This window comes from Mesorhizobium sp. M0045, assembly GCF_040323385.1.
Lineage (GTDB): Bacteria > Pseudomonadota > Alphaproteobacteria > Rhizobiales > Rhizobiaceae > Mesorhizobium.
In genome coordinates this window covers 272,992-291,579 of sequence record NZ_JAMYUY010000001.1, presented here as the reverse complement: position 1 = coordinate 291,579, position 18,588 = coordinate 272,992, and the positions used below count along the sequence as shown (strand labels likewise).

At 61.6% G+C, this 18,588-nt stretch carries 18 protein-coding genes; 17 read left to right on the top strand and 1 reads right to left on the bottom strand.

Annotated elements, in window-relative coordinates; all coding sequences use genetic code 11:
- Positions 1–21: 21 nt before the first annotated feature.
- From NKJ72_RS01415 to NKJ72_RS01385, 7 genes are all read left to right on the top strand, one after another.
- Entirely contained in the window at positions 22–1,773 is a 1,752-nt protein-coding gene (locus NKJ72_RS01415; protein WP_352475516.1) for a portal protein, read from the top strand.
- Positions 1,770–2,090 (top strand): Bbp19 family protein, encoded by a 321-nt coding sequence (locus NKJ72_RS01410; RefSeq protein WP_352475515.1) that lies wholly within the window; start codon positions 1,770–1,772, stop codon positions 2,088–2,090. Before NKJ72_RS01415 ends, NKJ72_RS01410 begins: the two co-directional genes overlap by 4 nt.
- A 272-nt stretch (positions 2,091–2,362) precedes the next feature.
- On the top strand, positions 2,363–4,852 hold the full coding sequence (locus tag NKJ72_RS01405; RefSeq protein WP_352475514.1) for a hypothetical protein: 2,490 nt from the start codon (positions 2,363–2,365) through the stop codon (positions 4,850–4,852).
- On the top strand, positions 4,852–5,280 hold the full coding sequence (locus NKJ72_RS01400) for a hypothetical protein (protein ID WP_352475513.1): 429 nt from the start codon (positions 4,852–4,854) through the stop codon (positions 5,278–5,280). The genes NKJ72_RS01405 and NKJ72_RS01400 overlap by 1 nt, the downstream gene beginning before the upstream one ends.
- 783 nt (positions 5,281–6,063) lie before the next feature.
- Complete coding sequence (locus NKJ72_RS01395; protein WP_352475512.1) at positions 6,064–6,252, top strand: hypothetical protein; 189 nt, start codon at positions 6,064–6,066, stop codon at positions 6,250–6,252.
- A 174-nt stretch (positions 6,253–6,426) separates the two neighbouring features.
- The gene (locus NKJ72_RS01390) at positions 6,427–6,726 is read left to right on the top strand and encodes a DUF7716 domain-containing protein (protein ID WP_164759187.1); all 300 of its coding nucleotides are present in this window, start codon (positions 6,427–6,429) and stop codon (positions 6,724–6,726) included.
- An 8-nt stretch (positions 6,727–6,734) separates the two neighbouring features.
- Positions 6,735–7,049 (top strand): hypothetical protein, encoded by a 315-nt coding sequence (locus NKJ72_RS01385; RefSeq protein ID WP_352475511.1) that lies wholly within the window; start codon positions 6,735–6,737, stop codon positions 7,047–7,049.
- A 117-nt stretch (positions 7,050–7,166) separates the two neighbouring features.
- On the opposite strand, the gene NKJ72_RS01380 is transcribed toward NKJ72_RS01385, so the two are convergent.
- Positions 7,167–7,481: a YMGG-like glycine zipper-containing protein gene (locus tag NKJ72_RS01380; protein WP_352475510.1), complete on the bottom strand. Its 315-nt coding sequence runs from the start codon at positions 7,479–7,481 to the stop codon at positions 7,167–7,169.
- A 252-nt stretch (positions 7,482–7,733) separates the two neighbouring features.
- Between NKJ72_RS01380 and NKJ72_RS01375 the strand changes: the two genes are divergently transcribed.
- From NKJ72_RS01375 to NKJ72_RS01330, 10 genes are all read left to right on the top strand, one after another.
- Positions 7,734–8,306 carry a hypothetical protein gene (locus NKJ72_RS01375; RefSeq protein WP_352475509.1) on the top strand — a complete coding sequence of 191 codons (573 nt, stop codon included), beginning with the start codon at positions 7,734–7,736 and terminating at the stop codon, positions 8,304–8,306.
- Between the two features lie 217 nt (positions 8,307–8,523).
- The gene (locus NKJ72_RS01370) at positions 8,524–9,432 is read left to right on the top strand and encodes a hypothetical protein (protein ID WP_352475508.1); all 909 of its coding nucleotides are present in this window, start codon (positions 8,524–8,526) and stop codon (positions 9,430–9,432) included.
- A gap of 24 nt (positions 9,433–9,456) precedes the next feature.
- Positions 9,457–10,446 carry a Coat protein gene (locus NKJ72_RS01365; RefSeq protein WP_352475507.1) on the top strand — a complete coding sequence of 330 codons (990 nt, stop codon included), beginning with the start codon at positions 9,457–9,459 and terminating at the stop codon, positions 10,444–10,446.
- A gap of 205 nt (positions 10,447–10,651) precedes the next feature.
- Positions 10,652–10,903: a hypothetical protein gene (locus NKJ72_RS01360; RefSeq protein WP_352475506.1), complete on the top strand. Its 252-nt coding sequence runs from the start codon at positions 10,652–10,654 to the stop codon at positions 10,901–10,903.
- A 287-nt stretch (positions 10,904–11,190) separates the two neighbouring features.
- A complete protein-coding gene (locus NKJ72_RS01355) occupies positions 11,191–11,793 on the top strand; it encodes a phage connector family protein (RefSeq protein ID WP_352475505.1) in 603 nt (200 codons plus the stop codon).
- Entirely contained in the window at positions 11,790–14,246 is a 2,457-nt protein-coding gene (locus NKJ72_RS01350; protein WP_352475504.1) for a phage tail protein, read from the top strand. Before NKJ72_RS01355 ends, NKJ72_RS01350 begins: the two co-directional genes overlap by 4 nt.
- A gap of 199 nt (positions 14,247–14,445) precedes the next feature.
- Positions 14,446–15,102: a hypothetical protein gene (locus NKJ72_RS01345; RefSeq protein ID WP_352475503.1), complete on the top strand. Its 657-nt coding sequence runs from the start codon at positions 14,446–14,448 to the stop codon at positions 15,100–15,102.
- A 2-nt stretch (positions 15,103–15,104) separates the two neighbouring features.
- Positions 15,105–15,596, top strand: a complete 492-nt coding sequence (locus NKJ72_RS01340; RefSeq protein WP_352475502.1) for a hypothetical protein — start codon at positions 15,105–15,107, stop codon at positions 15,594–15,596.
- Positions 15,597–15,666: 70 nt separating this feature from the next.
- Complete coding sequence (locus NKJ72_RS01335) at positions 15,667–18,117, top strand: hypothetical protein (protein ID WP_352475501.1); 2,451 nt, start codon at positions 15,667–15,669, stop codon at positions 18,115–18,117.
- Positions 18,117–18,551, top strand: a complete 435-nt coding sequence (locus tag NKJ72_RS01330) for a hypothetical protein (protein WP_352475500.1) — start codon at positions 18,117–18,119, stop codon at positions 18,549–18,551. Before NKJ72_RS01335 ends, NKJ72_RS01330 begins: the two co-directional genes overlap by 1 nt.
- The last annotated feature ends 37 nt before the right edge of the window (positions 18,552–18,588 follow it).

The following is an 18,588-nucleotide window of genomic DNA, read 5'->3' as shown; positions in this document are numbered from 1 at the left end:
TTCCATCAAGCGAGGCTGACCATGAGCGATTCCCGTGCTCGCGATATTCTGTCGCGACAGGCTGAACTGGAGAGCGAACGCAGCCAGTATGAGCATGTCTGGGAGGCGGTGTCCGAGTTCTGCGACCCCGATGCGCCCGACATGTGGAGCGGCCGCCGGCAGGCCGGCGCGGACTCGCAGGCCGAGCGGCAGGAGCGGCGCGGTGCGCGTGTCTACGCCAATACCATCAACTCGGCCGCCAATCGCCTCGCCGCCGGACTGGAAAGCCTGATCATTCCACAATCCGAGAAATGGCACGGTCTGTCGACCGCGGCCATCAACGACGATGAGACCGACGAGGAGAAGGAATGGGCGGAAGCGCTGCGCGATTTCCTGTTCTCGCTGCGCTACTCCGCCAATTCGAACTTCGTGCCGGCAACGCAGGCCTGCCTGCGCAATGTCGTGCGCTACGGCCCGGCCTATCTCTACGCCGAGGAGGGTTTTGGCAGCACGCTGATCCGCTATGCCTCGATCCCGGTGGTCGAGGGCTATCTCTCGCGCAACCGTTGGGGCCAGGTCGACATTTTCCACCGCCGTTACGAGCGCACCGCAAGACAGGCGGCGCAATTGCTCGGCTACGACAGACTGCCGGCGCGGATCAAAGTTCTGGTCGACGACCCCGCCAAATGCGAGACAAAAATCTCGCTGATCCAGTGCATCCAGCCGCGCGACGAGCGCAAGATGTACAGCCTGAGCGGCTCCTACCAGTATCTCGACACCGCGTTCGCGTCCTATCATGTGATCGAGGACGAGGAGGCGATCGTCAGGGAAAGCGGTTTTCGCTCCTTCCCGGTATCGTGCTTCAACTGGCGCCGCTACGAAGGCGATCCCTACGGCATCTCGCCAACCATCGAGGCACTGACGACGGTGCGCGAAGAGAACGCCGTGCGGCGCTCCGGCCTGCGCGCACTTCAGCAGATCACCGATCCGGCGACCGCCTCGAAAGCCAGGCTCGACTACGTGCCGGTGCTCAATCCCGGCGAGAATTACCCGGGCCTGATCGACGATGCCGGCCGGCCGCTGATCGCGCCGATCGCCACCGGCCAGAACCCGACCTATGCCTTCAATTACGCCGACAGCCGGGCCGAGGAGATCCGCGACATGATGTTCGTCAATCTGTTCCAGACGCTGGTACAGAACCCGCAGATGACGGCGACCGAGGCCTTGATCCGGCAAGAGGAAAAGGGCGCGCTGCTCGGCCCCTCCGGCTCGATTATCCAGGCCGGCTTTGCCTCAAATCTCGACCGCGAGCTGGGTATTCTGGAAGACAAGGGACTTTACGAGGAAGACAGCCGCTTCCTGCCGCCGGCGAGCCTTGCCGGCAAGGCGTTGCGGCCGACCTTCACCGGCCCGCTCGACGTGCTGCGCCGCTCGGCCGAGGCACGCGACACCATCCAGGTTGTCACCACCGCCATGCAGATGGCGCAGTTCGACCCCGGCGTGATGGACAATATCGACGGCGACGAGGCGCTGAAGATCGTGCAGGGCGCCGGCCGCAGCCCACAGCGCATCTTCCGCCGCCAGGACGAAGTGGCGGGCATCCGCGATGCCAGAGCCAAGGCTCAAACCGCACAAGCAGGCATGGCTTCGATCGTTTCTGCCGGCAAGCTGGCCAGGGATGCCGTGCCGGCGGCAGTGCAGGCACGCGATAGCGGCTTGCTCGATGGGCTCGGCGGGCTGATGCCGCAGGGCGGTGACGTGCAGAGTGGCGACATACAGGGTGGCGGGGCATGAGCCAAAAACGCTTCGCCCATTCCAGCCAGGCCGGCGGCCCGGCCAAGGCGCGGGATGCGCTGGCCAAGGCCTATCTCAGAGTGTTCTCAGGCCAGGACGGCGAAATGGTGCTGGCTGACCTAGCCAGCGTCACCGGGTACTACCGCCGCCCGTCCTACGGCGAATGGCTGGCCAAGACCAAGACGCCGAACGGCTTCGAGCTGCACAGCGCGCTCAGCAACGCGCGGGCCGAAGTGGTGCAGCACATTATGGGGTTCCTGACGCTGGACGAAGCGCAGCTGGCGGCGCTGGAGAAGGCGGCGCGGTTGGAAGGGTAGCGGGCTTAGGAGCGGCGGCCTTGCCACAGTCATGGCCTGCTCCGACCGATCGTTCGCGGGAGTCCGCGAGCCCGGCCAACTCATAAGGGAATGACAATATTTTGCCGAGGCCATTTAGCCGACGGCGCAGACCGCCAGCATCTTCAGTGCCGGCGACACTCTCATTGGCGACCTCTCCAAAATTCATGACCCGACGAAGGCGGCGGCACGGGGCCGGCGCGCGGCAGCGCCGCGCCACGATCCCCGGCGCGCTCATGGCAGGACACAAATAGATGGCGACCATACCTCTCCAGCTTGCCCAGCGCCGGCTCGACGCCGGCAATGTGCTCTCCTATCCCGAAGGATCGCCGGTCGGCAGGGCGATGCAGGGTTTTGGCGACGAGCTCTCTGCCGTCGCCGAACGCTACCGGCAGCAGAAGCAGCAGGAGGAGGCGTTCGACGCCGACCTCGCGCGCCGTCGGTTCAACGGCCAGATCGGGCAGGCGGAAGACGAGGTGGTGGCGAATGCGCCGGCCGACGGCAGCGGCCTGCATGACACGATGTATGGCCAGGTCGATCCGCGCACCGGCCGGATGATCAAGACCGGCCTTTTCGACACGCTGTTCGCCGATGCCCTGCCGAAAATGCCCGAAAGCCAGCGCGCCAATTTCGCCAGGCAGAAGGAGGCATTGCGCGAGGCCGGCTCACTACGGATGGCGGCGAGGCAGCTTCAGCGGCGCGACGAGTATGAGCAGGCCGAGTGGACCAAGGTCGACAACATCTCAACCAGTGCCATCGCGCAAAGCAACCCGAAGGACACCGAGAACTTCGACGCGATCCGGCAGAACGGCTTTGACCTAATCGCCAAATTCCGCAACCCGCTTGCCCGACAAGCGGCGGCAGTCGCCTGGCGCAGCAATACGGCCAAGGCGCTGATCCAGGCGATGATCGCCCAGGACCCGAAACGTGCTGCAGAGATGCTGGGTGCCGCGCAGGCTGGAAACCGAACTAAGGACGACACCACCGAAGTCGTTGGCGGCTCCAGCGCCTTTGGTGCGCCCAATGCGGCGGCAGCGAAGGGTGACCGCGTCGGCAACGAGACCCCGGATGAAAGGTTGGCGCAGGCGTTCAGGGACGACCTTCCGCAACAGGAACAGGCAGCGCTGATCCGACAGGCGCAGGCGGCCAACATTGCTCAGCAGGTTGAGTTTCGCACCAACATTGGTCTCGCCGAGCAGAACGCGCCGGGCGCCATCGCACAGACTGGCGCCTATTCCGGCAAGATGCCTGGTCGGGACGCCTTCATCGCTGTCTATGGCGTCGAGGAGGGCGGCAAGCAGTACGGGGATTTTGCCAGAAAGATTGATGTTGGTCGTCAGGCCTTCGGCATGCGCACCATGCCGAACCAAGCAATCCATGCGGCGCTACGCGATGCCGAACCTGGTCCTGCAGGTTCCCAAGGGGAGCAGGCGCGGTATCACGTCACGGCCGCCGCCGCGCTTCAGACGCTGGACGCCAGACGGACGGACCCTGCCGCATACGTTCGCAAGGTCTTTCCGAGCGTCGACGCAGCCTGGAGCGAGATCACCACTCCCGACAGCGAGTCATGGAATCGTGAAGGAGGGCCGGACACCTACGACCGAGGAACTTATGTCCGAGCAATCGCCGCTTCAGTTGCAGCACAAAAGCAACTGGGCATCGAGAACTATCAACCTTTCCCATGGTCTGTTCTCAAGAACATCGCCACGACATTCAAAGACGGGAGCGTGCCACAGGCGGACAAGCACACCATCCTGTACAGCCTCGTTGGTGGGGCGTCCGATCCAGAGGTCCGAGCAGCCTTATCCCAACAGCTCGTCCAAGCCGGGCTTCCTCAATCGGTCGAAAGCCAACCGGCTAGGCCCGTTGTTGCACCTGTGATCGCCGGGAAGCAGAATCAACCGCCTGCTCCTTCAAACCGCAGGAAACCTCAATCGAAACTGGAACTCGCCGCGGAGGACTTCGGCAACTACCTCACCGAAGGTTTTGAAGGCCTAGGCCGAGCCCCGCACGACATTGGGCTGTTTCTTCAGGATCTGCGCGACGATCCTTTGGACGCGCTCAGTCAACTGCCGGTCACTTCTGCCTCCGGATTAGCTGCAGAGGGCAGCCTGGCGTTCGAGTCACTCGGCCAAGCCGTTGCAAAAGGACTGGCCATTGTCCGCGCCGGGACGGGCAAGTTTGCCAAGCCGTTAGAGGAGCTTACGGCCAGTGGGTCGCGGGCCACATCAGAACTCGCCGTTGAGGGAGCGGCGGTTCGCCAGACGACCGAGGTTGAGTCTCGTGCAATAAATGCAGCAAAAGAGGCCGCTTACCTCTTGAGCACCGGCGTCAAGCCTGACAAGGCTGAGCTTCTTGCGATAATAAAGTCGATCGCCAGAGACCCCTCTAAGATTAGGCATCCGGGAGCATCGTTTGGCAAAGCTCTTTCAAAAAATTACCGCAAAACATTTCTTGATGCGAACCCGAATCTAAAGGGAGAGGTTGTCGTCCATCACGCTGCAGAGCAACAGATATGGACCAGATATCCAAGCCTTGTTGCTGAAGATGAGATGCACTCTCTTCAAAATCTTCGCGGCATACCAAAAGGATTAGATAACCTTTTGCACAAGATCGTTTTCCGATTCGAATGGGATAAATTTTATGCGTCGCACCCCCAGCCAACGCGTCAGCAGGTGCTGGACTACGTGACTTATATCGACAAACAATACGGACATCTGTTCAATCCTCCAATAGGTGAGTGATGCAATATTTTTACATATGGCCGAACGTCGCTGGTGGACTTGGTGAAAACACCGTTCTTGACTCGAGTGTCCATCCGCCAATCGTGACCAAGCTTCACTACGTTATAGAGGGCTGGTTTGGCGATGTGATCGTTACGACGTTCCCGTGTTACCTCGTCACCGAAGACACCCAGCGCGCACTGCAAAAGATGGGTTTTTCAGGCGCGACGTTCGCCGACGCCGAAGTGACAACATCCGAAGAGTTTCATGAGGATCAACCTGGGCAGGAACTTCCACCCTTCGTCTGGCTTAAAGTGAATGGCAAGGCCGGCCGGGACGATTTCGGGATCGCAGCGGACTATCGCCTCGTCATCTCGAAACGCATTCTTGATTTGCTGGAATCATTGGGAATACCGTTTGCTGTCATCGAGCCTTACGATGGTAAGTAGCAATGAGGTTGGGCTTTCATTTTTTTGATCCTCATTAGGTGAATGGTGGACTATTTTTACATAAAGCCCAATGTCGCCGGCGGAATAGGCCGTGGCACCATCATGGACACAAGCGTTCACCCCCTGTTGTGAGCAAACTCACCTACCAGATGGAAGGATGGTTCGGCGATGTTATCATTGCTGGCGATCTGCGTGTGGTCATATAGAGCGTGTGCTGAATCTACTCGACCGCTTTGGTATTCCGTCAGCGACGATTGAGCCCTACGACGGTCGGTAGTGCTATTGTTGCCATAGTTCGCGCCGTAGTGGATGTGCATGAAATCAATCCAGTGAAGTTTGGCGGCAGTTCACCGACAACAGGGGTATGCCGTGGTGGAACCAGTTGCTGAGCGACCTGGGACGATAGCAATGGGACATATTTAACTGAGGGACATTCGACGCACCGGCTGAATCCGCAGTCGTCGACGGCCTGTCCGCACGGTTGGGAGTCGTGCTGCCAAGGATTACATGATTTCCTCAAAGAGCATAATGGAGGCGAAGGTTTCATCGGCAATAACTATACTATTTTTTTAAAGCCGAAGAACTGGCTGACTTCAACCGCGGATATGAGGTTGAAAAATATGCGCCAGGCATCTTTGACGGAGGAGGTGAAGGCTATGGCTTCGACACTGAAGATGCGGCCATGCCAATCGTACGCATCCCATTCATAGGTATGAATCGGCAATCCGCTGAGACGATAGCGCGTGACCTCGCCGATCTATTTGCTCGGTTGGTGGACTGAAAATGCCCGACCAAAATAGATATTTGCGCCCCAAGGGCATGGAGCTGTTTGAGATCGGCGATCCAGTCAGTTTGGAGAATAAGATCTGGTTGACCAGACAAGGGCATTTTGAAGCGGTGCGCTACTGGAATCGAGCTATCGGGATTCTGCTTAAGGCGGCGCCGGAGAAAGCGGCACCGGCGGATGGGTAGGGTGCGGGGAGCACTGACCTTGCGGAGGCCATGACGCTTTCGGCCGATCATTGTGCAAGTTTACGAACCCGGTGTAATGCAACTCGTCCCTAGATCTCAACATGATCGAGGGAGTATCTTCCAGAAAACACTGCATCCGAATGGCCGAGGAGGATTTTCCCTATGGGGAAAAAAATGAAGTTGCTGGATATCGTTGGGCGGTTGTCGGAATTTGACGAGGAGGACCCGGTCTACGCAGCGGAGCCCACAATCTACGCGGCGGAGCCTTGGACAGAGGATTCAGACGCGATGGTTTTGCCTCAGCAGGATGGGGTGTTGGTACCACCCGAGGCAGCTAAAGAGGGCCTGGCATACTTTCTCGAAATCAACCTTGCGATCGAGATTACCGAGGCTTTGGTTGCATCGCAGAAAGAAAAGCCAAGCATTTCCGCCATCTGCGAACGGGTTATTTATTATGCCACCTATGATGCGTGAGAGGTTAAATGTTGACTAACCCACGTTATGACGGACAGCCGCTGCTTAGGCTGCTCGATGTTTATGTGCTCTGGGCGATCGGAGAACTTTCTCAAGAGTCGGAGGATGGCTTGAAAAGGATGGCCCCCAAACTGCGATCTATCCATGGCGGCGACGGACAATGGCATGACGCAATAGCCCACTCTATGCACATGCCCGAGGGAATGCCGGCAGCAATCCGGGATATGTGGGCAAGGAATCTCGAGATCGCCCGCGTCAATGGTGTAACCCTCCCACCCCAGAAATTTGCCGAGATGTTCGTGGACGAAAATTTCGTGGATTGAATGTTCTGCATTGATTGGAATTGCTGTTATGGCTGGCGCTCTACGGCGCCCCGCTGTCCTGCCGGACATCTCCCCCACGAGGGGGGAGATTGGCTGTCGCCGGCGCTTTCGCTACGCTCAATAATTACCGTTATAATAACGGTCGTCGCAGGGCGCGGTGTAGATGCGGCCGTAGCGATCCTGATAGCGGCAGAGCTGTTCGCCGCGCGGTTGCGGGGTGGTGGCGTTGCCGACGACCGCACCGAGCAGGGCGCCGCTGGCTGCGCCGATAACCGTGCTTTTGGTGTTGCCGCCTATGGCCTGGCCGGCAAGCGCACCGGCGCCGGCGCCAAGCAGCGCACCGGTGCTGGTTCTCTGCTGTGCTTCGGTCTGCGCGCAGCCTGCCAGCGCGGCGGTTACGAACATGGCGGCAATGGCTCTGGACATGGTCATCGTCTGATACTCCCTTGAAGTCTATGAACTAATACGCAGGCTGATTTTGCCAAGTACGGTCGCATTTGCGGCGGAACATAGGCACCGTGCCTCACGAAATAAGACATGGTTGTTTTTGTCTGACGGCCGGAGACGACGGCTCGGCAAGACGATGCCCAAACGAGACTAATCTTCGACGGCCCCATGTGCCCGATCTGCTTTTTCTGCGCAGCGGCCAACTCTTCCTCAAATCCTCAAAAATGGAGAAATCGAATGACACGAGGTCTTGCCCGGACGCTTTCGCGTGCCGCCGCCAGAGAAGCCGGCCTTGCCCCGTCCAAGGCGGGGCTTACCGCCAGGACGACCGGACAGGGCGGCGCCTACCGCACCGTCTTCTCCTTCAATGCCATGCCGGTGCCGGTCACCGATGCACTGGCCTATGCCAGCCAGAAGCTGTTCGATTTCATCGATGGCAAGATCCGTATCAAGGGCGGTACGGCCCGGCTGCAGTTTGCGGTGCTGACTACCCGCGCGTCGACCATCAACGACAATGCCGCGCTGACCTGGTCGCTCGGCTCGACGGCAGCATCGAGCGCTGTGCTTGCCGGAACCATGGTCAATGTGCTGGCGGCGACCGGCCGTGCGCTGGATGGCGCGGGTGCCGCGCTGTCGAGCGCGTCGATTGCCGATGTTGCCGCAGCCTTGACGCTCGACGGCACCGTGACGCCGGTCGACCTCTATCTCAACCTGGCGTTTGCCACCGGCACCGACATCGATGCCGACGGCACGATTGCCGTGACCGGCACGATCACGCTGCTCTGGGAGAACTGGGGCGACAATGCGTAGGCGCCAATCTCCCTCCTTGAGGGGGAGATGTCGCCGAAGGCGACAGAGGGGGTCGGTTCGACCGGGCGCGACCCCCGGCGACAGATGAGGTCGGCGCTCCACGCGCGGCTACCCCCTCTGGCCTGCCGGCCATCTCCCCCTCGAGGGGGGAGATACCAAGTTCACCGCCAGTGCTCTCATCACCGGCCTTCAAACTCTCAGCAAAAGGAATCTTCTCATGACAGATCTGGCAGACGCCGGGTCCGTGGTGGCGGCGCCACCGGCGGGCAACCTTGCACGGCCACCGGCCAACGGGGACAACGGGTCCGCCCCGCCTGCGGCCAAAAGTTGGTTTGACGGTCTTTCCGAAGGCAACCGCAAGCTTGCTGAAACCAAGGGCTGGACCAAGCCTGAAAGCCTCGATCGAGTTTTCGCCTCCTATGCGGAGCTGGAGCGGCAGCAGGGTGAGAGCCTGCGCGTTCCGGCAGCCGATGCAGCCGCGGAAGACTGGGACAGGTTCCATGCCCGGCTGCCCGAGGCGATGCGTCCGCTGACCTCGCCCGAGAAGGTCGAGTACCGGCGCCCCGACGGGCTCCCCGAAAACTTCGCCTATTCGGACGAGCTCGCCACTGCGTCCAAGGCCTGGGCGGTCGAGGCCGGTGCTACCCCGAAGGTTGCACAGGCCTATCACGACCGCTTCGTCGGCTACATGGCCGAGCAGGCCAAGGCACAGCAAATCGCCGTTGCCCGCTCGGTCGAGACTACGCACGACGACCTCGTGCGGGATTGGGGACCGACCGGGAGCGATAGCTTTCGCCAGAAGCTCGAGGTCGCCAACCGGGCGATGAAGAAGCTCGGCCTGGTCAATGCCTACAAGGCGAAGGGCATCCTTCTGCCGGACGGCGCCTTGACCGACCCGCAGATCGCCAAGGCGTTCCACGCTATCGGCGAGGCGATGTTCCGCGAAGACACGATCGACGGCAATGCTGCCTTGAGCGGAGGCAACCCCTTCAAGCGCAATGCCGCCGGCGAGCGCAACCTGACTGGCATCTCGGCGCTCGTCAAAAGCGACCCCGCCCGCGCCCGGCGGCTGGCACGCGAGGCCGGCGAAAACCCCGACCTGTGGATGCCCAACAACCCTCTTTGACCCCAAACCTGAAGGAAGACAAAAATGGCAGACGCCTACACCCGTATCGCGGACGCGATCGTTCCGTCCGTCTACGCGCAATACTCGTTCGAGGAGCACGTCCAGTCGCTGGAGATTTACCAGGCCGGGATCCTGTTTTCCGACCCGTCGATCGCCTCGAAGCTCAGCCTGGGCGGGCGCTCCGTCGACATGCCCGGCTGGAAGGATCTCGGCAACGATCCCTCCGAGCCGGTCAATGACGACCCGGCCGACTCGATCGAGATGAAGAAGATCGGCGCGCGCCGCGAAGTCGCGGCCCGCAATGTGCGTGCGCAGGCCTGGGGCATCCCGGACCTGACCTCGATCCTTGCCGGTGACGATCCGCAGAAGCTCATCGTGCGTCGCCAGACCGACTACTGGCAGCGCGCCAACAAGCTGACGCTGCTCGGCATCCTGAAAGGCGTGCTGGCCGACAACATCGCCAATGACGGCGGCGACCTGGTGCGCGTCACCGGCGCCTCCATCGTCGACACCGACATCATCGAGGCCGCCTACCTGATGGGCGACCGCGCCGACAAGTTCAAGACGATCTGGATGCATTCGAAACAGATGAAGGCACTGAAACTCGCCGACCTCATCGACTATGTGCCGTCGTCCGAGCAGGGCGGGCCGCTGATCCCCTATTACATGGGGCTGAGGGCCGTCGTCGATGACGACATTCCGGTTGCCGGCGGCGTCTACACCGCGTTCATGTTCAAGGACAAGGCGATTCTGTGGAACGAGCTGCCGGTAAACACCGAAGGCGGGCCGCTCGAGTTCGACCGCAAGCCGCGGCAGGGCCATGGCGGCGGCGTCACTGAAATGGTCGGCCGCCGGCATTTCGTGCCGCATGTGCCGGGCACCCGCTTTCTCGACGCGTCCTCGGCCGGCGAATTCGCCACCGATGTCGAGTTGGCACTGGCGGCAAACTGGGACCGCACCGCGTCGAGCGTCAAGCACATGACGTTCATCGCGCTGAAGACGACCGAGGCCTGATCGGGCGAAGGGGCGGGCATCAGACGTCCCGCTCCTTCTGGACGCCAGGCCACCGTGGCGAATCCCAAGTTCACCCGCTGCGCTGCGCCGGAGTGATGTGAATTTTGGGGTTCGCTACAACATTCATGTTGCCCTTTGGCCAATCGACGGCACCAAACAGTTACAAGAAAGGGCGATGCTGACTGTCTCGGCAAGGGAGGCAACTATGAACATGAAGTACAAAACAGTTCAGGAAGTGCTCCGAAAAGCGGGGATTGTCATGAGCAAGAAGGGGGAAGTTCATCGCATAAACTTCTTCAGCGGTCTGGAAAACACCGCCTACTACACGCCGAGTCTTCAGGATGCCCTGGACAAGGGCTTGGCTATGGCAGGAGGTGCCGGAAGGGTGAAATCAGGCGCCTTTGTCAAGTCAGCCGAAACAGGGCAGTGGATCGCGACCAGCGCACGCATCGGCTGACACAATCAAGGCAAGACATCGCCGCGTTGCGCGGCGGGGTCGTGAAACTGCAATAGCCCAAGCATTGCCGTCTTTCTTGCTCGAATGGGAAAAAGACGGCTGACGAAGCGTCTGCCACGCCATTTCCTGACGGGCGGTTCGTGGCGTGACGGCCTCATGCACGAGACGTGCAACATCTGCCCAAGCCACAAATCACGAAAATCCCCAGCCGCCTTGAAGCGGCCTTTTGCCGTGGAGGCACCATGTCCCGTTTTCCCCGACCAATCACACAGCCGGAGGCCTGAGCCATGGCCATCACCCCGCTCGACATCGCCAACATGGCGCTCGCCGTGCTCGACGAGGCGCCGATCGACAGCCTCGACCAGGACGCCAAAGCGGCGCGCCTGCTCAATCTGCATTTCGACCTGACCCGCGAGGCCGAATTGACCAAGCATGCCTTTGTCTTCGCCATCCTGGCGGCCTCGGTCGCCGGCTTCGACACCGGCAGCGGCGCTGGCACGCTGAACTTTGCCTATGAGCTTCCCGCCGATTGCCTGCGGCCCTTGCCGCTGACGGGGAATGGCGAGCCGGACGGCGTTCCGCTCTCATGGCGGCAGGAGGCCGGGCTGATCTATTCGGACCAGGCCGGGCCGCGCATCATCCGCTATGTCGCCAACCTGACCGACCCCAACGACTGGGACGCACTGTTCAGCGAAGTGATGGTGGCGGCGCTCGCCATCAAGATCGCGCATCCCTTGACCCACAAGGCCGGCATGATCGACGTCGCCCGCAGCGCCTATGAGAGGGCGCTGGATGCCGCCTATTCGGCCAATGCCATCCAGCGCGGGGGCAGATTTTGCAGATCCTCCTGGGCTCTCCAGCGCGGCGACAACAGGTTCGTCGGCCGATGACCACGCTCTATCCGGTCCAGGACGCTTTCATCCGCGGTGAGATTTCTCCCCGCTTGCATGCTCGCGCCTCGCTCGAGCTTTACCGGGCGGCGCTGTCGAAATGCACCAATTTCGTCACGCTGCCGCATGGCGGCATCAGGAAGCGCGGCGGCACGTATTTTTGCGCGCAGGTGAAGGCTCCGTCAAAGGCGACACGGCTGATCCCGTTCATCTTCTCGGCCGACCAGGCCTATGCGCTCGAATTCGGCGATCTCTACATCCGCGTCTATGCCTATGGTGCGCGTGTCGGCACGGTCGAAGTCGTTTCGCCTTATCTCGAGGCCGATCTGTTCGACCTGCAATTCGTCCAGTCGGCAGACCAGATGTGGATCACCCACAAGGATCATCCGGTCAAAGTGCTGACGCGCACCGCGCACACGACCTGGACGCTCGCCGATTTCGTCTTTCTCGACGGCCCATACGACAAGATCAACACCACCGCCACGACGTTGACACCGGCCGCAACCGGCAACGCCATGCCGGTCATGGCCTCGAATACGCTGCCAAGCGGCACGGTCAGCAACAGCAACGGCTCATCCGACGTGTGGCAGGTGTTCGATGGCGACAAGCAGAAGGGGGAGAACATAGCGGGCTTTCCCAGCGGGTATCTGCGTTACCAGTTCGGCGGCGGCGGGTCCAAGACCGTCGACGCCTACTGGATTACAGCGACGAATGATCACTCAGACACGGCATCGCCAACCCAGTGGCAGTTCCAGGCCTCGCACAACGGCACCGACTGGACGACGCTCGACAGCCGGGACGGAGAGACCGGCTGGTCCAAGTCGGAAACCCGCTTCTTCGACGGCTTCAACAACACGGTTGCCTACGAATATTATCAGCTGCTGTTTTCAGGTGGCGGCAGCGACGGAACCGCTATCGCCGAACTGACCCTGCACGAATACGCGCCGTCGCAAACGCCGTTCGATCTTTCGGCCTCCTCGATCGTCGGCATCAATGACGGCATCGGCTTCCAGACCAGCGATATCGGTCGCGCCATTCGTCTGCTTGGCGCGGACGGCTTCTGGCGCTGGGCCAAGATCATTGGCCGGACCAGCACGACGGTAGTCACGGTCCAGTTATACGGGCACGCTCTGCCCGATCTCAGCCCGATCATCCGCTGGCGTCTCGGCACGTTCGTGCCCGGCAAGTATGTCCAGAGCGGTTCGCTTTACGAGGAGCGTCTGGCGTTCAGCCGCAAATTCTCGGTCTATGCCTCGCAAACCGGCGATTTCGACAACTTCGCCACCGGTGAGAAAGACACCGACGCGCTGGAATTCGTGCAGGCAGGTGGCGGTCAGGCCAATGACATTACGTGGGTGGCGGAATCGGACGGTGCGCTGATCATCGGAACGCTTGGCGGGGTGAGGGCGCTGTCGGGCTCCGGCATCGACGAGGCGCTGACGCCGTCCTCGTTCAAGAACCGCCGGTCCCGGACTTTCGGTTGTGCCCCGCTGCGTCCCGTCGATGCCGGGCAGTCGTTCCTCTATGTGACCCGCTCCCGCAAATCGATCGCCGAGCTGACGCAAAACGCCACCGGCCGCTTCACCTCGGATGATGTCGGGCAGATTTCCGAGCACATTCCGAAGAAAGGCGTCGTTGAACTCGCCTTCCAGACCGACCCCGACCCACTGCTGTGGTTCCCGCTCGGAAATGGCGAACTCGGCGGCTACACGCACCAGCCGTCGCAAGACGTTCGCGGCATGCATGTCCACAAGATCGCCGGAAGCTTCGCAGGATCGAACTGGGCCGTTGTCGAAAGCGCCGTGGTGACGCCCGGCCAGGACGGCAACGACGATCTCTGGCTGATCGTCAAGCGCACGATCGGCGGCGTGACCAGGCGCTATATCGAAATAAAGACCGCGCCGTTCGAGTATGGCAGGATCGGCGATGCATTCGAAGTCGACTGCGGCCTGACCTATGATGGCGTCGCTGTGGGCACGGTCTCAGGGCTTGATCATCTCAACGGCGAAACAGTCGACGTCCTGGCCGGTGGCAAGGTCTACATGGGCCTTGCTGTGGCCGCTGGCGCGGTTTCGCTGCCCGGTGGAGCTACGGCAGCCAAATGGCAGGTCGGGCTCGGCTACCAGTCCGAAGCCAACACGCTGGAGCTCGATGTCGGCGGCCGCGACGGATCGATCGTCGGCCGGCGCAAGAAGGTGGCCAAGCTCATTCTTTCGCTGCTGGAAACCGACACAACCGGGCTTCAGGTCCAGTCGTTCATCCGCGGCCGCTGGGAGCAGGTTCGCATCCCCTCCGTGATTGCACCCGACGGCATGGCGAAATTGTTCACCGGCAATGTCGAGGTGCCGATCGACGATAGCTGGGAAGGGCAGGGGCGGGTGCGCATTCGTCATGCCAACCCGACGCCCTGCACGATTAGGGCCATGACGCCGGTGTTCGACGCCGAGCCTTAGTTAATCTCCCCCCTCGAGGGGGAGATGTCGCCGAAGGCGACAGAGGGGGTCGGCACGTCCTGACGCGGCCTCCCATCGCGAATTGAAGGGGTTGGCGCTCCACGCGAGACGACCCCCTCTGGCCTGCCGGCCATCTCCCCCTCGAGGGGGGAGATCACTTCCCTATCCTCCATCGCTTCCCCAACCAAGGAACCCACCCGTGACCCCAACCCATGCCGAAGACCTCGGCAGGGCGCGGACGGCTGCCGATTTCGCTGCCATCCGCGCCTTGCTCGACACCGACCTTAACAATGCGATCGCCCGCAAGCAGGAGCTGCAACAGGCCGAGGATCGCGCGATTTTCGGCGAGGGCGACCTGGCGGCGGCGCGTGCCGCATTAGACGACTGCAACGATGCAATTGCGCTCGTCGAGAGGACCATCGAGGCAGCGGACAAGCGCCGCATCGCCGCCGCCCGAAGCGAAGCCCGCGTCGACATTGAGGCGCTTGGCGCCGAGATCCGAACAAAGGCGGCTTCCCTCGGTGAGCGCTGGAAGAGCGTTCACGAGCTGATCGAGCAGCTGCGCCAGGAGCTGTTCGCGGCCGATGCCTTGAGCCGCGCCGTCACCGCCGCCAACGGCCTTTTCGATGCCGACGGCGCCGTCGACCGGAAGGTCAACCTGACCACCATCCGGCGCACCGCCATGGCCGGTCCGCGCGCCGCCCCGCCATCGCGTCTCAGCCGCCCGGCGATCCAGGCCGACCGACTGCTTTTGTCCTTCCTCAGCCCGGGCGGCGTGCTCGACCGGCGCCCTGCGATCGGCGCGCCGGTCGACGGCGTCAAAAGCAAATTCATTCCCGCCGGCGAACGAGGCTGACCATGTGCACACTAGCTCTTATCGGTACGGCGCTTTCCGTCGGCGGCGCGCTGGCGGAAGGCCAGCAGTCCAAGCAGATGGCCGACTACCAGGCCAAGGCCTATGAACAGCAGGCGCGGGCCGACGCCCAAAGCTCGGCCTTCGAGCAGGGCCAGGAGCGCCACAAACAGGATCTCCTCCAGGCGCAGGCGCGTGCCCAGGCCGGCACTTCGGGCGTCGCAATCGCAGGCTCGCCGACCGAGGTGCTGGCCGCCAATGCCAGGCAGGGCCAGCTCGACCTCAAGGCGATCCGGTACGGCTCGCAGCTGCGCCAGAACGGTCTCGCCACGCAAGCGGCGATCGCGCGCTTTTCCGGCAGGCAGGCGGTGGGCGCCTCGATCTTCAAGGCCGGCGGCAGTCTCGTATCGGGCATCTCCGGCCTCTACGACCCGGCCAAGACGGTGACGTTCGGCAGAAGCGCCTTCCCGCCGGCGCCGGGCGGAGGCCTCTACTGATGGCCACCATCCCGCTCCAGCTTGCCCAGCGCCGGCTCGATACCGGCAATGTGGCCTCCACGGCTCGCCGATGGGCGCCGCCGTGCAAGGCTTTGGGGACGAGCTGTCGGCGATTGCCGAACGCTTCCGGCAGCAGAAGCAGCAGCAGGATGCGTTCGACGCCGACATTATCGGCCGCAAGCTGAACGCACGCATCGCGCACGCCGAGGCCGTGGCGGTGCAGACCGCGCCGGCCGACGGCAGCGGCCTGCACGACTTCATGTATGGCCAGCTCGATCGGCGCAGCGACGGCGTCGTCAAGCCCGGCCTGTTCGACCAGATCTTCGACGACACCGCGGCGAAAGTGCCGCAGGGCGAACGCGCCAATTTCCTGGCGCAAAAGCAGGGTCTGCGGCTTGCCGGCTCGGCGCGCATGGCCGCGCAGCAGCACGCGCGGCGCCAGAGCTATGAACAGACCGAGTGGAGCAAGGTCGAGCAAATCTATACCGGCTCGATCGCGCAAAGCGACCCGAACGACATAGAAACATTCGAGGCGATCAGGCAGAGCGGGCTCGACCTGATCGGCAAGATGGGCAACGCGGCGGCCCGGCAGGCGGCCGAGGCCGCCTGGCGCGCCAACACGGCAAAGGCGCTCGCCCAGGCGATGATCGCCCAAGACCCGAAGCGCGTTGCCGGGATGCTGGGGACTGGGCCGGTCTCAACGGACGGCAGGACCAAGGACGATACCATCGAGGCTGTGGGTGGGCCTCGGGCGAGTGGGTCTGCCACACCGGTTACGTCCCGTGACCGCGTAGGCAAGCTTACGCCGAACGAAAGAGTCGCGCAGGCTTTTCGGGACGACATTCCGTCCGAAGAGCGGCCAGCCTTGGTGCGGCGAGCCCACGCTGCCGATGCGACACGGCAAATCGGCACACGTATCAGCATTGGCCTAGCCGAGCAGAATGCGCCGGTCGCCATCAGGGACACCGGAACCTATTCCGGCCCGATCCCAACGTCGGAACAGTTCGTCGCTCTCTATGGCGCCACCGAGGGCGCCAGGCGCTTCGAGGCGTTCAACAGGACCATCGACGTCAGTCGTCATTTCCACGACATGCGCGACGTTGCGAACAACGCCGTGCGAGCCATGGTCAAGGACGCCGACCCCGCGGCAGACAGTGCAGCGCCGGAAGAGGACAAGGCGCGGCACGACGCTATCGCCACCGCCGCGGACCTGACGTTCAAGGCCAGGCGGGCCGACCCGGGCGGCTATGTCCGGGAGGCATTCGCGAACCTTGATGCGGCCTGGAGCAACCTGTCGACGCCGGGAGACTATCAGGCGGCGATCATTGGCTCCCTCGCCGCCCAGCAACAGTTGGGTTTTGAGACCGCCCAGCCGCTACCCAACTCCGTTGCTGAGGACATTGTCGGCAGACTCAAGGCCCAGCCGCAAGACCAGACCGCAGAGCTGCGCAATCTGTTCGCCGCACTACCGAATCAAGTCGCGCGCGAAGCGGTACTGAACCACCTGCTTCAGACCAGCGTATCCCAAACGGACAACAGCATCGCGGACAGGTCGTTCCGGGCAGCTGTAGTCGACCCGATGATGCTGCTCGATTTGGCCAACACTGTCGAGCCAGGACGATCGGGAGCAAACGCGGAACTCACCAACTACCTCCCGACGAATCAAGAGTGGCTCGGGAAATTGATAGCCGGCGACAGTGAGCGGGGGAGCCTAGGGCGTCTTCTCGCGCAGAAACTCGTGGGCTCCGATGGGCTTGGCGAAGACAGCATCTCGGTGGCCGACTTCACGCCGTTGGGGACGTCATTTGCACTGGAGAAGGCTGGAAATGCAGCGCTGGAGGGCAACTACGACGAAATACTGCTCAATGCCGCGGGCGCAATTCCTGGCAATAGGTTGGCGGCAGTGGCCCTGGAACGCGCTGCCGCGAAGATTGCCAAGCCATGGGTAGAGAAACTCCCAACATTTTCGAGGCTGCCAACTGGCCTAGCCGAAGGCGGCGAGGCGCTTGTTCATGGTGTAGATGCCGAAACCCTTAGACATCAGCAAGCGCTTGCGCGCTCGGTCTCGCCACCAAGCCCACGCCGGAAGGCGCGAGCCGGTGAAATGTCCGATAGTGCCTTTGATACCGCGTTACTAGGTGCGATGCTTGCTAGGGATACGTCCAAAGTTAAACATGCCGAGGCGAAGGTTGGGTGGTCTCCATTCAAGGACTATCGAAAAACCTTTTTCGACGCGAATCCTAGTCTCAACAAAAGCGACTACATAGTGCATCATGGCGTCGAGCAGGGAGTTTTTAAAAGGTATCCCGGGCTTTTTACAGAGCAAGAGCTGCATTCAATCGAGAATCTTCGCGGAATCCGGAAAGAGTTCGACATAAATTTGCACCAGAAGGTAATTCGGAACGAGTGGGAATATTTCTACAAGAACAACCCTCACGCTACCCGCCAGAAGGTCCTTGACTATGTTACTGAAATCGACAAGAAGTATGGACATTTGTTCGATCCACCAATAGGTGACTGATGAGATACTATGACATTCTGCCCGATGTGGCCGGTGGATTGGGTGACGGCACTATCATGGATACCAGTGTCCACCCTCCTATCGTGAGCAAGCTTGTGTACCAGATGGAGGGATGGATCGGTGATGTTCTTATAACAAGCTTTCCATGTTTTCTCGTGACGGAAGAGGCCGCGCACGCATTATCAAAAATCGGCTTCACCGGAGCGGCATTCGCCCCTGTTGAAGTCATAACGTCCGAAGATTTCCGCGAACAGCAGCCCGAGGTAGAGCTTCCATCTTTCGTGTGGCTGAAGGTGAGCGGGAAAGCGGGTCACGATGACTTCGGCATCGCCAAGAATTTTAACCTCGTCTTATCGGAGCGAGTCTTCGATGTGTTTGATGAACGAGGTCTCCCTTCCGCTACGATCAAACCGTTCCACGTTCCGCAAGAGTAGGTTAGGCACCGTCAGATTGATCGGGCTGGTAGATTGG

Excerpts from the sequence above, each read along its gene's own strand:
- NKJ72_RS01400 (WP_352475513.1), top strand. The coding sequence starts at position 4,852 with ATGCAATATTTTTACATATGGCCGAACGTCGCTGGTGGACTTGGTGAA.
- NKJ72_RS01340 (WP_352475502.1), top strand. The coding sequence starts at position 15,105 with ATGTGCACACTAGCTCTTATCGGTACGGCGCTTTCCGTCGGCGGCGCG.
- NKJ72_RS01335 (WP_352475501.1), top strand. The coding sequence starts at position 15,667 with ATGGGCGCCGCCGTGCAAGGCTTTGGGGACGAGCTGTCGGCGATTGCC.
- NKJ72_RS01365 (WP_352475507.1), top strand. The coding sequence starts at position 9,457 with ATGGCAGACGCCTACACCCGTATCGCGGACGCGATCGTTCCGTCCGTC.
- NKJ72_RS01380 (WP_352475510.1), bottom strand. The coding sequence starts at position 7,481 with ATGACCATGTCCAGAGCCATTGCCGCCATGTTCGTAACCGCCGCGCTG.
- NKJ72_RS01375 (WP_352475509.1), top strand. The coding sequence starts at position 7,734 with ATGACACGAGGTCTTGCCCGGACGCTTTCGCGTGCCGCCGCCAGAGAA.
- NKJ72_RS01390 (WP_164759187.1), top strand. The coding sequence starts at position 6,427 with ATGAAGTTGCTGGATATCGTTGGGCGGTTGTCGGAATTTGACGAGGAG.
- NKJ72_RS01405 (WP_352475514.1), top strand. The coding sequence starts at position 2,363 with ATGGCGACCATACCTCTCCAGCTTGCCCAGCGCCGGCTCGACGCCGGC.
- NKJ72_RS01370 (WP_352475508.1), top strand. The coding sequence starts at position 8,524 with ATGACAGATCTGGCAGACGCCGGGTCCGTGGTGGCGGCGCCACCGGCG.
- NKJ72_RS01415 (WP_352475516.1), top strand. The coding sequence starts at position 22 with ATGAGCGATTCCCGTGCTCGCGATATTCTGTCGCGACAGGCTGAACTG.
- NKJ72_RS01355 (WP_352475505.1), top strand. The coding sequence starts at position 11,191 with ATGGCCATCACCCCGCTCGACATCGCCAACATGGCGCTCGCCGTGCTC.
- NKJ72_RS01350 (WP_352475504.1), top strand. The coding sequence starts at position 11,790 with ATGACCACGCTCTATCCGGTCCAGGACGCTTTCATCCGCGGTGAGATT.
- NKJ72_RS01385 (WP_352475511.1), top strand. The coding sequence starts at position 6,735 with ATGTTGACTAACCCACGTTATGACGGACAGCCGCTGCTTAGGCTGCTC.
- NKJ72_RS01395 (WP_352475512.1), top strand. The coding sequence starts at position 6,064 with ATGCCCGACCAAAATAGATATTTGCGCCCCAAGGGCATGGAGCTGTTT.
- NKJ72_RS01330 (WP_352475500.1), top strand. The coding sequence starts at position 18,117 with ATGAGATACTATGACATTCTGCCCGATGTGGCCGGTGGATTGGGTGAC.
- NKJ72_RS01360 (WP_352475506.1), top strand. The coding sequence starts at position 10,652 with ATGAACATGAAGTACAAAACAGTTCAGGAAGTGCTCCGAAAAGCGGGG.
- NKJ72_RS01410 (WP_352475515.1), top strand. The coding sequence starts at position 1,770 with ATGAGCCAAAAACGCTTCGCCCATTCCAGCCAGGCCGGCGGCCCGGCC.